The sequence below is a fragment of the Microbacterium sp. NRRL B-14842 genome, assembly GCF_050470785.1.
Genome location: NZ_JBFLUM010000001.1, coordinates 1,427,705 through 1,440,561, shown reverse-complemented (window position 1 = coordinate 1,440,561; position 12,857 = coordinate 1,427,705). Strand labels below are relative to the sequence as shown.

Sequence of the window (12,857 nt, the reverse complement as noted above, 5' to 3'; positions counted from 1 at the left end):
CGTTCAGCGCTTGCGGTCGCCGCGGCCGTCGTCGCGGCGTCGCAGATAGCGCTCGAAGGCCTGGGCGATCGCGTCTCCCGAGGCGTCGGGGGAGTCCCACGTGTCGCGCGTCCGCTCCAGCTGCCGGATGTACTCCGCCATCTCCTCGTCCTCGGACGCGGCGGCATCGATCGACGCCTCCCAGGCCGCGGCTTCCGTGCGGAGGTGCCGGCGGTCCACATCCACACCGGTCAGCTCCTCGAGACGGTCGAGAAGCGCGAGGGTGACCTTCGGCGACGGGGCGGCCGAGGCGACGTAGTGCGGGACGCTCGCCCAGAGGCTCACGGAGGGGATCCCCGCGTTCTCGGCGAAGTGCTCGAGCACGGTGAGGATGCCGACGGGGCCCTCGTACACCGACCGCTCCAGGGCGTGTGCCTCGCGGACCTGCTCGTTCTGGCTCGACGCGAAGATCGAGATCGGGCGGGTATGCGGGACGTCGGAGAGCATGGCGCCGAGGGTCACGAAGCCGGTGATGTCGTCGCGCAGGGCGACGTCGATGAACTCGGACGCGAACGCCTGCCAGGTGCGCGCGGGCTCGGCACCGGTGAGCAGCCAGAACTCGGGGCCGGGGCCCGGATAACGCGGGCGCCACAGCCCGGCCTCGGGCCACGTCATCTGACGGCGTCCCTCGGCATCGAGTCGGGTCGCCGGCCGGGTGTACTGGTAGTCGAAGTAGAGCTCCGGATCGACCGAGTGCACGAGGTCGTAGCCGCCCGCCGCCTGCAGCGCGCCGACGGCTCCGGTCGCGGCCTCACCGGCGTCGTTCCAGCCGTCGAAGGCGGCGATGATGATGCGTGAACCGAGAACGTCCATGCCGTGCTCCCTTCGAGGTCGAGGATTCGATCCCCCCAGGCTAGCCCGCGTCGAGGGGATGTGGGCGGGCCCGGCTAGCATGGGTTCAGTGAGCAACAAGCCCCGCGCGGTCCTCTGGGACATGGATGGAACACTGGTCGACACCGAGCCGTATTGGATGGCGGCCGAGACCGCGCTGGTGGAGTCGTTCGGCGGCAGGTGGTCCCATGAGGACGCCCTGCAGCTCGTGGGCAGCGGCCTCATCGACAGCGCGATCATCCTCCAGGGCGCGGGGGTCGACATGGCTCCGGAGGCGATCGTCTCCCACCTGACGAGTGCCGTGCAGGAGTCGCTGCGGGCCCAGGGCGTGCCCTTCCGGCCTGGCGCCCAGGAGCTTCTCCGTGACCTCCGTACCGCCGGCATCCCGACCGGGCTGGTGACGATGTCGCTGCGTCGGATGGCTCTCGACGTGGTCGGGCTGATCGAGTTCGAGGCCTTCGACATCGTCGTCGCCGGAGACGACGTCGACAACCCCAAGCCGCACCCGGAGCCGTACCTCCAGGCCGCCGCGCTCCTCGACGTGGACATCGCCGAGGTCGTGGTCATCGAGGATTCCCCGACCGGTCTCCGCGCGGGCCTCGCCTCCGGCGCTCTGACGCTCGGCGTGCCCCACATCGTCCCGCTCGACGGCCTCGGTGCCCATGAGCTGTGGCCGACCCTCGACGGCCGTGGTGCCGCCGACCTCGTGGAGCTCTTCGGCTCCCGCGCCGCGTTCACGGAGGCCACCCGATGACGACCACGTCCGCCCCGCGCCCCAGCGGCCCCTTCCGTGAGGGCGACCGCGTGCAGCTCACCGGCCCGAAGGGTCGCCTGCACACCGTGACGCTCCGCGAAGACGGCGAGCTGCACACGCACCACGGGGTCCTCCGGCACCGAGACCTCATCGGGCTCCCCGATGGCTCGGTCGTTGCGAACAGCTCCGGGCACGAGTACCTGGCGCTGCGGCCGCTGCTGCGGGACTTCGCGATGTCGATGCCCCGCGGTGCCGCGATCGTCTACCCGAAGGACGCGGCGCAGATCGTCATGCAGGCCGACATCTTCCCCGGCGCCACCGTGGTCGAGGCCGGAGTCGGTTCGGGCGCCCTGTCGCTGTCGCTGCTGCGAGCCGTCGGCTCTGCCGGACGCCTGCTCTCCTTCGAACGCCGCGAGGATTTCGCCGAGGTCGCCCAGGCGAACGTCGAGACCTTCTTCGGGGAGCGCCCCGACTCCTGGCGGGTCGTCGTCGGAGACCTCGTCGCCGCGCTGCCCGAGGAAGTCGAGCCCGGCACCGTCGACCGGGTCGTCCTCGACATGCTCGCGCCGTGGGAGTGCATCGAGGCGGTCGCGGACGCGCTGACCCCCGGCGGTGTCGTGCTCTGCTACATCGCCACTGCCACACAGCTCTCCCGCGTTGCCGAGTTCATCCGGGGCACCGGCCTCTTCACCGACCCGGAGGCATCCGAGACGATGGTGCGCGGCTGGCACGTGGAGGGGCTCGCCGTCCGGCCGGACCACCGCATGGTCGCGCACACCGGCTTCCTGCTCACGGCTCGCCGGCTCGCTCCCGGCGCCGTGGCTCCGTCGGTGAAGCGTCGCGCCTCGAAGAGCAGCTACGGCGACGAGGACGTCGAACTGTGGACGCCGGGCGCGGTGGGTGATCGCGAGATCACGGACAAGAACCTCCGCAAACGTGCCAGGGAGGCCGGGAAGGCGGCCGAAGGCGCGCGGTTGGCCGCGGCATCGCGCGAATCCGAGCACACGACGGAATAGACTGGAGCGCGTGCGTAAAACGTCCGCCGTTCTGGCCTCTCTCAGCCTCGCCGCCCTCGCCCTGACGGGGTGCAGCGTGACCGCATCGTCCGCTGACGCCTCGTGCGATCGCGACGGGCACGCCAACGGCATCGACAGTGCCGTCACCGTCACCGGCGATGTCGGGTCCGAGCCGGAGGTCGAGATCTTCGCGCCCGTCCGCCTGACGGAGACGTCCTACGCCGACGTCGTGACGGGGGACGGTCGTGCGCTCGTCGACGACGCCCAGCCGCTCATCGCCCAGATCTCCATCTACAACGGTGCGACCGGCGAGCAGATCTTCCAGACGACGTACGACGAGGAGAGCACCCGCGCGTCGACGATCGGCTCCTGGGCCACGCAGTCTCCCGGGCTCGCCGACGCCATGGAGTGCGCGACCGGCGGCACCCGCATCGTGGCGGGTCTGACCCCGGAAGACTTCGGCGAGGCGAACCTCAGCGGCTTCGGCATGGGCCAGGACGACATCGCGGTGTTCGTCATCGACGTCGTCGACGCCTTCCTCCCGAAGGCAGAGGGCACCCTGCAGTTCAACGACGCGAAGGGGATGCCGACCGTCGTGCGCGCCGACGACGGCACCCCAGGCATCATCATCCCCGACAGCGCAGCCCCGGACGAGCAGGTCGTCCAGACGCTGATCCGTGGAGACGGCGAGAAGCTGACCGCGGACCAGACGCCGCTCGTCCACTTCACCGCGGTGAGCTGGGACGACAAGTCCGTCCTGCAGAGCACCTGGGGACAGTCCGCCACCGACGGCATCCGACAGATCGCGGCGCCGGTGGCTGACGCGCTCGTCGGGCAGCCCGTCGGCTCCCAGGTCCTCGTCGTGCTCCCCAAGACCGAGACCTCCTCCGCGATGGCCGTCGTGGTCGACATCCTCGGCGTGTCCCCGGTCTCCGCACCCTGATGGCTGCCCGGATCCCTGCCGAAGAGCGCCTGACGAACCTCGTCGTGGCGCTGATGGCGACGGAGATCGGGCTCACCAAGCAGCAGATCCTCGACAACGTCTCCGGCTATCGCCAGCGCGCCGATGCCGGGACGCGCTCGGATGCCCTGGAGAAGATGTTCGAACGGGACAAGGACGAGCTCCGCGCGCTCGGCGTCCCGATCGAGACGATCGGCGACGCCGCGGACCCGAACGACCTCCGCGAGGCCAGGTACCGCATCCCGCAGGCGGAATACGACCTGCCAGGAGACATCGAGTTCTCCCCGGCGGAGCTGGCTGTCCTGCGCCTCGCGGGAAGTGTCTGGAGCGCGGAGTCCGTCTCGGGAGACGCGCAGTCCGGAGTGCGGAAGATCCGCGCCCTCGGCATCGACGGCGACGAGCCGATCATCGGCTTCGCGCCGCGCATCACCGCACGCGATGCCGCCTTCGGCCCGCTCCAGGACGCGATCGAACGCCGCAGAGTGGTCACCTTCGACTATCTGAAGCCGGGAGAGGACGCCCCTCGTCGGCGTCGTATCCGCCCGCTCGCACTGGTGGACTACGAGGCGCGCTGGCACGTGTACGGCGTCGACGTCGACATCGAAGAGGACCGGACGTTCCTGCTGAGCCGCATCGTCGGCGAGGTCGTGGTCAGTGCCACGACGTTCGACCCCGCGCTACGCGAGGGCGCGGGGGAGCGGGCGCTGAGCGGTCTCGAGCGCGTCGCCGCGGAGAACTCGGCGTTGCTGGAGGTCACACCCGGAACCGAAGCCGCACTGCGCCTGGGCCGACGGGCGACGCCTGCCGCCCAGGGCATCCACGTGCCCTTCGTCGATCTGCACATCCTGGCCGATGAGCTCGCCTCTTATGGACCCGAGGTCCGCGTGGTGGAGCCCGCACCGCTCCGGGACGCGGTGATCAGTCGTCTGCGCGCCGTGGTCGAGGCCCACACAGACGCGGAGGTGCCCGCATGAGCGCCGCGCCCAAGCCCCTCCTCGCGGCGGAGCGTGTACGCCTCTATCTCACGCTCGTCCCGTACCTGCTGGAGCACGGGCAGGTCTCCCTCGCCGAGGCCGCCGAGGAGTTCGGCGTGACCCCGCGGGAGATGCGGGCGATGGTCGAGAAGCTCACCGTGATCGGCCTTCCCGGCGAGGCGGGCTACTGGCAGCAGCCGCAGGAGATGTTCGACATCAACTGGGATCTCCTCGATCTCGAGGACGTCATCGAGATCACGAACGACGTGGCCCTGCGTCGCGTCCCGCGCTTCACGGCGCGTGAGGCCGCGGCCCTGCTCGCCGGCCTGCAGATGGTCGCCGCCGTGCCGGCCGTATCCGACTCCGGTCTCGTCGCCGGCCTCATCTCGAAGCTCTCGCGGGGAGCCGCCGATGCGCCGGCTGATGTCGTCGTCGCCCCGACCGCGGTGGACGAGGTGCGTGAGGTCGTCGCCCGCGGCCTGCAGAAGGGCGTGGCCGTCTCGTTCACCTACCAGGCCCCCGATGCGGCTCCGACGACGAGGACCGTGGACCCGGTGCAGATCCTCATCACGAACGGGCAGTGGTATCTGCAGGGCTGGTGCCACATGCGCGAGGCGATGCGGACGTTCCACCTCGACCGCGTCAGCGCCCCCACTCTCACCGACATCCCGAGCGCCCACGGCGGCGAGCGGGTGCCCGAGGCGTTCGCCGGGCTGGAGGAGGAGCGGGAGGTCACCGTCCGTGTCCCGGAGCGCCTTGCTCCGCTGCTCAGCGGTTTCGTGCCCGCCGAGACGCTCCGCACGGGTGATGGGATGGTGACGACGCACCTCCACCTCGCGGACCCTCGCAGCATCAAGCGGCTCGCGGCCCGTTTCGGCGGCGCGATGGAGGTCACGGATCCGGGCATCGCACGGGCTGCCACACGGGAGTGGGCCGCCGCCGGACTCGCGCTCTACCACCGGCCTGATGCCGAGGATTGATCTGTAGACTGGGGCGGAAAGCCCCCCTACGACGGGATTGTCGATATGTTCGCTGGAATGCAAGGCTGGCACCTGCTCATCGTGCTGGCCGTTATCCTCCTTCTCTTCGGCGCTGCCAAGCTGCCGGCTCTCGCGAAGAGCATGGGCCAGTCGGCCCGCGTCTTCAAGGGTGAGATGAAGGCCATGAAGGAAGAGGACGCGAGTCGTGCCGAGTCGGCACCCGCGGAGCCCACGACGGTGAAGGACTCGGGCACCGACCCTGAGACCCCGCCTCGCGCCTGACGGCCGTGGCAGCCATCGAACCGGCCGTGACGCCGACGGCGGAGCGAGATCGGCGGATGTCGCTGGGAGCCCATCTCGTCGAACTGCGGAAGCGCCTCATGTACGCGGCGATCGCTCTCGTCGTCGGCATGGTGGTGGCGTTCCTCATCGCGGATCCGGTGATCCACTTCATCACCGGTCCGATCCGCATCATCTCGGAACAGCGCGGTGATGACTTCAGCGCCTTGAACTTCGGGACAGTGACGTCCGCGTTCGACATGCGCATGCGCATCGCCCTCACGATCGGCCTGTTCCTCTCCGCACCCGTCTGGCTGTGGCAGATCTGGGCTTTCATCATGCCCGGTCTCACCCGCAAGGAGATCCGCTACACGGTCGGCTTCGTCGTCGCCGCGGTGCCCCTGTTCTTCGCGGGGTGCTATCTCGGGGTGCAGATCATGCCGCACGTCATCGAGCTCATGTGGAGCTTCACCCCGGAGGGCGGCACCAACTTCTACTCCGCACAGGAGTACTACGACTTCGTGTTCAAGCTGATGATCGTCATCGGCATCTCGTTCGTCCTCCCCGTCTTCCTCGTCGCGCTCAACCTCGCAGGGGTGATGTCGGGCCGAGCGATCCTGAAGGGGTGGCGGGTGGCCATCCTCATCGCGACGATCTTCGCCGCACTGGCCACGCCCGCGGCGGACGTCGTGAGCATGCTGATGCTGGCCGGCATCCTCATCGTCCTCTTCTTCGCAGCGGCAGGGCTCTCCCTCCTCTTCGACCGGCGCAAGCGCAAGCAGGACACCGCCGCCGGACTCATCCCGGACGCCCCATGAGTTCGCCGTCCGAGCGATACGCGCAGGCGCAGGAGAGCGCGGCGCACCCGGAGACCGCAGTATTCGCCTCGCGCCAGCGCTTCCAGCTCGACCCGTTCCAGCTCGCCGGATGCCACGCGCTGGAGAACGGACGCAGCGTTCTCGTGGCAGCCCCCACGGGTGCCGGGAAGACGATCGTGGGGGAGTTCGCCATCCACCTGGCGATGCAGACCGCGACGGACAAAGCCTTCTACACCACGCCGATGAAGGCGCTCTCGAATCAGAAGTTCCGTGAGCTCGTCGACGTCTACGGCGCGGACGACGTCGGTCTGCTGACGGGCGACACGAACATCAACGGCAACGCCCGCATCGTGGTCATGACGACCGAGGTGCTGCGGAACATGATCTATGCCGACTCCGCGGCGCTGCGCGACCTGCGCTACGTCGTGATGGACGAGGTCCACTATCTGGCCGACCGCTTCCGTGGTGCCGTGTGGGAAGAGGTCATCATCCACCTCCCGCCCCGCGTGCGGCTGGTCTCGCTGAGCGCGACCGTGTCGAACGCCGAGGAGTTCGGCGACTGGCTCGACACCGTGCGCGGAGACACCGAGGTCATCGTCTCCGAGATCCGTCCGGTGCCGCTGGAGCAGCACGTGCTCGTACGCGACGACCTGCTGCCGCTCTTCGACGACCGGGCGGGCATCGCCACGGCCCAGGTGAACCAGGAGCTCATGCGCATCCGTTCGTTCACGGGTTCCACCTACGAGAGCAACCGCCAGGCGCAGTCGTATCGCAGCAATCGCCACGCCGGGCGCCAGGCCGCCCGACCGCCACGGGGCGGCCGCCGCCCCGTGCGCGCCGCGAACGCGCACCGGATCGAGCGCATGGACCGCCCTGACGTGGTCGAGCTGCTGGAACGGTCGAATCTCCTTCCCGCCATCTTCTTCATCTTCAGCCGCGTGGGCTGCGATGCCGCGGTGCAGCAGGTGCGGCGCTCCGGCCTGCGCCTGACCTCGTCGGAGGAGCGCGCGGAGATCCGGGCCCTCGTCGAGGAACGCACCCGCACGTTGCAGGACGAGGATCTCGGGGTGCTCGGCTACTGGGAGTGGCTGGACAACCTCGAACGGGGCGTGGCCGCCCACCATGCCGGCCTCCTCCCTGCCTTCAAGGAGGTCGTCGAAGAGCTGTTCCGGCGCAAACTGCTCAAAGTCGTCTTCGCGACCGAGACGCTGGCCCTCGGCATCAACATGCCGGCGCGCACGGTCGTGCTGGAGAAGATGGAGAAGTTCAACGGAGAGGCGCGCGTCGCGATCACATCCGGCGAATACACGCAGCTCACGGGCCGCGCCGGGCGCCGCGGCATCGATGTCGAGGGGCACGCGGTCGTGCAGTGGACCGAGGGCATGGACCCGCAGGCCGTCGCCGCCCTCGCATCGCGGCGGACCTACCCGCTCAACTCCAGCTTCCGGCCGACGTACAACATGGCCGTCAACCTGATCGATCTGTTCGGGCAGGCCAGGGCGCGGCAGATCCTGGAGTCGTCGTTCGCCCAGTTCCAGGCCGACCGCGCCGTGGTCGGCCTGGCCCGACAGGTGCGGGAGGCCGAGGAGTCGCTGGCCGGCTACCAGTCGGCGATGGCGTGCGAGCACGGCGACTTCCCGGAGTACGCCGCCATCCGCCGCGAGCTGAGCGATCTCGAGAAGAAGAATCGACAGGACACCCAGGCTCCCCGTGCCGCCCGGGACAAGCGGATGAAGCGCATCCAGACGCTCCGCACGCGGATGCAGCGCCACCCGTGCCATCGGTGCCCCGACCGCGAGAAGCACGCTCGCTGGGCCGAGCGCTACTGGAAGCTCAAGCGACAGACAGACCGTACGCGGCGTCAGATCGAGACCAGGACGGGAACGGTGGCTCGCGTCTTCGACCGTGTCGTCGAGGTGCTGGAGACGCTGGACTATGTGCGTCGCGACGAGGACGGGATGCACCTGACCGACGCCGGCCGCACGATGCGGCGGATCTACGGTGAGCGCGATCTACTCGTGGCCGAGTCGCTGCGTCAGGGGCTCTGGAAGGGACTGGACGCCCCGTCACTCGCGGCGATGGCGTGCTCCCTCGTGTACGAGCCGCGTCGGGACGAAGCCAACGCGGGGGAGCGGGGCCTCCCGCGGGGTGCCTTCCGAGCGGCATACGAGAAGACGACCGCGTTGTGGGCCGAGCTCGACGACCTGGAGCAGGACCACCAGCTGCCGGGAAGCGAGCCGCTGGCCGCGGGACTCGCGGGAGCGATGCACGCGTGGGCGCGGGGCGGCATGCTCGATCGCGTGCTCATCGACGCGGACATGGCGGCCGGTGATTTCGTGCGATGGGCGAAGCAGACCATCGACCTCCTCGATCAGCTGTCCATCGTCGCGGAGGACGCCGCACTCGCACGCACCGCCCGGGCAGCCCTCGACGGTGTGCGCCGTGGCATCGTCGCCTACTCCTCGATGTGAGATCCGCCCGCATGATCGAAGCTCCCGTTCGCCGACGCGCCCTCCTGCCCCTGTGGGCCGCCGTACCCGTCGCCGCCCTGGCTGCGCTGCTCATGGACCTCGCGTTTCCCGAAGCGGCGATCTGGATCCTGGCTTTCCCCGCCACGGGGCTGCTGCTGCTCGCGCTGATCGGTCGACGGGCCGGTGGCGCACTGCTCGTGGGACTGGTCTACGGCATCGTGTTCTTCGCCCTGCTCGTGTCCTGGACGTCTCGATATCTGGGGCCGCTGCCCTGGGCTGCCCTGAGCGTGGTCGAGGGCGCGCTCACGGCCGTGGCGCTGATCCCGCTGACCCTTGCCTACCGGTGGCTGCCCCGGGCCTGGCCGGGCACCGCGGGTCGCCTGCTGACCCTCCCGGCGGTCGTTGCGGCGCTGTGGGTAGGGAGGGAGCTGTTCCTCGGCTGGTGGCCATACGGCGGCTTCCCCTGGGCTCGTCTCGGGATGAGCCAGGCGGAGAGCCCGCTCGCGGCGCTCTCTTCCTGGGTGGGCGTCAGCGGACTGAGCTTCCTCATGGTCTTCCTCGTCGCCATGGTGATCGAGATCGTCCGCACGGGGCTGTGGCGGCGGCCGGTCACCCTCCTCGCGCCGGTCGCACTGGTCCTGATCCTCTTCTTCACCCCGCTCTTCCCGACCACGCCGTCCGGATCGATGCGCATCGCCGCGGTGCAGGGGAACGGGCCGACCGGCTACTTCGACCAGCGCGAACCCTTCGCCGTCGTCCAGGCGCAGACGGAGGCGACCGAGCCCCTCTACGGCGAGGACGTCGATCTTCTCGTCTGGCCGGAGGGCGGGCTGGACACGGATCCGTTCGCGAACTCCGCGATCGCGCGGCGGATGACCCTCGTGGCGAACCGCATCGATGCGCCGCTGCTCGCCAATGCCGCCACCGGTCGGGGCAACCTCTACTACAACACGTCGATGCTGTGGCTGCCGGACGCCACGGCGCCTCAGAAGCACGACAAGCGCCACCCCGTGCCCTTCGGCGAGTATGTGCCGGATCGGGCCTTCTTCAACGCCCTCGTCCCCGACCTCATCGGGCTGATCCAGCGCGAGTACACCCCGGGGACCAACCCGCCGATCGTCGAGGTCGACGACGTCCGCGTCGGTCTCGCGATCTGCTTCGACGTGATCTACGACGACGTCATCACCGAGGGCCTGTACGGCGGCGCCGAAGTACTGGTCTTCCAGACGAACAACGCCGACTTCCGCGGCACGGACGAGAACCTGCAGCAGCTCGCCTTCGCTCGGATGCGCGCCATCGAGACGGGCCGGAGCGTCGTCAACATCTCCACGGTCGGCACGAGCCAGGTCATCCTCCCGGACGGTCGCACGGTCACCAGCCTGGACGCGGATGAGGCCGGAGCGATGCTCGAAGATGTCGAACTCCGCTCCGGCCTCACGGCGGGAATCGTCCTGGGCCCCTGGCTGCAGCAGGTGCTGCTCTGGGGCGGTCTGGGTGCGCTCGGTCTCGGGTGGTGGCGCGCCCGTCGGCGCTAGGCGCCGATCTTCTCTCGGGTGGGGTCCTCGCCGGCACCGCGCCGGGCTCGGATGTAGGCGAGGCGCTCTTCGAGAAGCTCCTCCAGCTCCGCACGGGTACGACGCTCCATGAGCATGTCCCAGTGGGTGCGGGCGGCCTTCTCGTCGGTGACCTCGAGGGTGACGGCCTCGCCGTCGACCTTCAGGCGGGCTTCCGCTCCGCAGGAACGGCACTCCCAGGTCTGAGGCGGTTCGGCATCGGCTGCGAACATGAGCGTGGTGTCGTGTCCGCAGGTGTCACAGGTGTAGGTGGTCTCACGGCGCTCCATGAAAACGACGCCCTCTTCGCTCTGTAGGCTCTGGGCGCCGAGTCGGATGCCGCGCAGGCTGCGATCTGCCATTGTGTGGTCCTCTCGTCGCTGTCAGGTATAACGTTCGAGCCTGTGCGCTTCATCCACGTGGGGGCGTTCTGCCCGGTATTCACAGCGGAATCCCAGCGCCGGAGGATAAAGGGCGCTCAGACCGTCCGCAGCGTGGCGACGGCGAGGTCGGCGCGGTCGGTCACGACGCCGTCCACACCGGCGTCGACGAGGCGGCGCATGTCCTCCGCCTCGTTCACCGTCCACACGTGGACCTCGGTGCCGACGCGGTGGGCGGCGCGGAGGAGGGCCGGCGTCAGCACTGTGAGCGCCCCGTGGCGCTCCGGGATCTGCACGGCATCGATCTCCCGCAGCAGCCGGCCGGGGGAGAGGCGCATCGCGGACAGCGTCCGGAGCGCGGCGATCGTCCAGCTCCCGCCCGAGGTGGCGGGCCGGAGCCCGGTGCCGGTCTGTCGCACGGCCTCCACCGTCGCGCGCCGGTTGGCGTCCGAGAAGCTGGTGACCAGGACACGGTGCGTGTGCGCGGCCAGGACGGGCCCCAGGGGAGCCGCAGCGGCCGGCGTCTTCACGTCGATGTTGAAGCGTGTCTCCGGAAACGCGGAGAGCGCCTCGGCCACGGTGAGCAGACCGCCGTGCTCCGCGAAGAGCGCGCTCAGCTCCCTTGTCCGGACCTCGTGGACAGCGCGCGGATCGTCCACCAGACGCCGGAGGTCGTGATCGTGGAAGAGCACGACGTCGCCGTCTGCGGTGACCTGGCAGTCCGTCTCGATGTACTCGGCCCCGGCGGCATGAGCAGCGGCGAAGGCGGCCGCCGTGTTCTCCCAGACCCCGGACTCCCGCCCCTCGACGGTCACGAGACCGCGATGGGCCAGGATCCGGGGCTGCTCGGCCTTGACGAAGTACGGGTGGGTCACGCGCCAGCGGGGGGAGTGGTCGAGCCCGGCCCGGTCTTCGGGGTGAAGGCGGTGCCGATGCCCTTGAGCGCCTCGGTCAGCTCGCTCGGGATGATCCACAGCTTGCTGGACGGGCTCTCGCTGATCTTCGGGAGCATCTGCAGGTACTGGTAGGCGAGGAGCTTGTCGTCCGGAGCGCCCTGGTGGATCGCGGTGAAGACGCTCTGGATCGCCTCCGCCTCGCCCTGGGCACGAAGGACCGCTGCCTGCTTGTCGCCCTCGGCCCGGAGGATCTCCGCCTGACGAAGGCCCTCCGCCTCGAGGATCGCGGACTGCTTCGTCCCCTCGGCGGTCAGGATCGCGGCACGGCGGTCCCGCTCCGCGCGCATCTGCTTCTCCATCGAGTCCTGGATCGAGACGGGCGGGTCGATCGCCTTGAGCTCGACACGGCCCACGCGGATGCCCCACTTGCCGGTCGCCTCGTCGAGGACCACGCGGAGCTGGCCGTTGATGTTGTCGCGGCTCGTGAGCGCCTCTTCGAGGTTCAGACCGCCGACGACGTTGCGGAGCGTCGTGGTGGTGAGCTGCTCCACGGCGCCGAGGTAGTTCGCGATCTCGTAGGTGGCGGCACGGGCGTCGGTCACCTGGAAGTAGACGACCGTGTCGATGGAGACGACGAGGTTGTCCTCGGTGATCACGGGCTGCGGCGGGAAGGAGACCACCTGCTCGCGCATGTCGATCAGCGGCCGCAGACGGTCGATGAAGGGCACGAGGATGTTGAGGCCGGGGGAGAGGGTCTTGTGATACCGGCCGAGCCGTTCCACCACGCCGGCGGTCGCCTGCGGGATGATGCGGATCGCCCGCGCGATCGTGACGATCACGAAGATGATGACCGCGATCACCAGGATCCAGATGATCACGGTCGGGATGATCGATGCGTCGTCCAC

Annotated in this window: 13 protein-coding genes; 9 read left to right on the top strand and 4 right to left on the bottom strand. The window is 69.5% G+C overall.

The window, feature by feature from the left end:
- Positions 1-3: 3 nt before the first annotated feature.
- Positions 4-852: a PAC2 family protein gene (locus AB1285_RS07210; RefSeq protein ID WP_292795165.1), complete on the bottom strand. Its 849-nt coding sequence runs from the start codon at positions 850-852 to the stop codon at positions 4-6.
- Between the two features lie 88 nt (positions 853-940).
- Here AB1285_RS07210 and AB1285_RS07205 point away from each other — a divergent pair, with 88 nt between their 5' ends.
- Genes AB1285_RS07205 through lnt form a run of 9 tightly spaced genes read left to right on the top strand, consistent with a single transcriptional unit; the run spans position 941 to position 10,658 of the window.
- Entirely contained in the window at positions 941-1,624 is a 684-nt protein-coding gene (locus AB1285_RS07205) for an HAD family hydrolase (RefSeq protein ID WP_292795163.1), read from the top strand.
- Positions 1,621-2,640, top strand: a complete 1,020-nt coding sequence (locus tag AB1285_RS07200) for a tRNA (adenine-N1)-methyltransferase (RefSeq protein WP_259951532.1) — start codon at positions 1,621-1,623, stop codon at positions 2,638-2,640. The genes AB1285_RS07205 and AB1285_RS07200 overlap by 4 nt, the downstream gene beginning before the upstream one ends.
- 10 nt (positions 2,641-2,650) lie before the next feature.
- Positions 2,651-3,583: a hypothetical protein gene (locus AB1285_RS07195; protein WP_259951531.1), complete on the top strand. Its 933-nt coding sequence runs from the start codon at positions 2,651-2,653 to the stop codon at positions 3,581-3,583.
- A complete protein-coding gene (locus AB1285_RS07190; protein ID WP_292795161.1) occupies positions 3,583-4,575 on the top strand; it encodes a helix-turn-helix transcriptional regulator in 993 nt (330 codons plus the stop codon). Before AB1285_RS07195 ends, AB1285_RS07190 begins: the two co-directional genes overlap by 1 nt.
- Positions 4,572-5,555, top strand: a complete 984-nt coding sequence (locus AB1285_RS07185) for a helix-turn-helix transcriptional regulator (RefSeq protein WP_292795159.1) — start codon at positions 4,572-4,574, stop codon at positions 5,553-5,555. The genes AB1285_RS07190 and AB1285_RS07185 overlap by 4 nt, the downstream gene beginning before the upstream one ends.
- Positions 5,556-5,600: 45 nt before the next feature.
- Complete coding sequence (gene tatA / locus AB1285_RS07180) at positions 5,601-5,837, top strand: Sec-independent protein translocase subunit TatA (protein WP_101845779.1); 237 nt, start codon at positions 5,601-5,603, stop codon at positions 5,835-5,837.
- A gap of 56 nt (positions 5,838-5,893) precedes the next feature.
- Entirely contained in the window at positions 5,894-6,652 is a 759-nt protein-coding gene (tatC, locus tag AB1285_RS07175) for a twin-arginine translocase subunit TatC (protein ID WP_259951710.1), read from the top strand.
- Positions 6,649-9,123 carry a DEAD/DEAH box helicase gene (locus AB1285_RS07170; RefSeq protein ID WP_292795157.1) on the top strand — a complete coding sequence of 825 codons (2,475 nt, stop codon included), beginning with the start codon at positions 6,649-6,651 and terminating at the stop codon, positions 9,121-9,123. The genes tatC and AB1285_RS07170 overlap by 4 nt, the downstream gene beginning before the upstream one ends.
- A gap of 11 nt (positions 9,124-9,134) precedes the next feature.
- Positions 9,135-10,658, top strand: a complete 1,524-nt coding sequence (lnt, locus tag AB1285_RS07165) for an apolipoprotein N-acyltransferase (RefSeq protein ID WP_292795155.1) — start codon at positions 9,135-9,137, stop codon at positions 10,656-10,658.
- Here the strand turns inward: lnt and AB1285_RS07160 are convergent.
- The 3 genes from AB1285_RS07160 to AB1285_RS07150 form a co-directional block, all read right to left on the bottom strand.
- Positions 10,655-11,038, bottom strand: coding sequence for an RNA polymerase-binding protein RbpA (locus AB1285_RS07160; protein ID WP_025103442.1), 384 nt, complete (start codon positions 11,036-11,038; stop codon positions 10,655-10,657). The genes lnt and AB1285_RS07160 overlap by 4 nt on opposite strands.
- 116 nt (positions 11,039-11,154) lie before the next feature.
- Positions 11,155-11,931, bottom strand: a complete 777-nt coding sequence (locus tag AB1285_RS07155) for a glycerophosphodiester phosphodiesterase family protein (protein ID WP_292795153.1) — start codon at positions 11,929-11,931, stop codon at positions 11,155-11,157.
- Positions 11,928-12,857 carry an SPFH domain-containing protein gene (locus AB1285_RS07150; protein WP_025103444.1) on the bottom strand — a complete coding sequence of 310 codons (930 nt, stop codon included), beginning with the start codon at positions 12,855-12,857 and terminating at the stop codon, positions 11,928-11,930. The genes AB1285_RS07155 and AB1285_RS07150 overlap by 4 nt, the downstream gene beginning before the upstream one ends.

Excerpts from the sequence above, each read along its gene's own strand:
- AB1285_RS07170 (WP_292795157.1), top strand. The coding sequence starts at position 6,649 with ATGAGTTCGCCGTCCGAGCGATACGCGCAGGCGCAGGAGAGCGCGGCG.
- AB1285_RS07200 (WP_259951532.1), top strand. The coding sequence starts at position 1,621 with ATGACGACCACGTCCGCCCCGCGCCCCAGCGGCCCCTTCCGTGAGGGC.
- AB1285_RS07210 (WP_292795165.1), bottom strand. The coding sequence starts at position 852 with ATGGACGTTCTCGGTTCACGCATCATCATCGCCGCCTTCGACGGCTGG.
- tatA (WP_101845779.1), top strand. The coding sequence starts at position 5,601 with ATGTTCGCTGGAATGCAAGGCTGGCACCTGCTCATCGTGCTGGCCGTT.
- tatC (WP_259951710.1), top strand. The coding sequence starts at position 5,894 with ATGTCGCTGGGAGCCCATCTCGTCGAACTGCGGAAGCGCCTCATGTAC.
- lnt (WP_292795155.1), top strand. The coding sequence starts at position 9,135 with ATGATCGAAGCTCCCGTTCGCCGACGCGCCCTCCTGCCCCTGTGGGCC.
- AB1285_RS07185 (WP_292795159.1), top strand. The coding sequence starts at position 4,572 with ATGAGCGCCGCGCCCAAGCCCCTCCTCGCGGCGGAGCGTGTACGCCTC.
- AB1285_RS07160 (WP_025103442.1), bottom strand. The coding sequence starts at position 11,038 with ATGGCAGATCGCAGCCTGCGCGGCATCCGACTCGGCGCCCAGAGCCTA.
- AB1285_RS07190 (WP_292795161.1), top strand. The coding sequence starts at position 3,583 with ATGGCTGCCCGGATCCCTGCCGAAGAGCGCCTGACGAACCTCGTCGTG.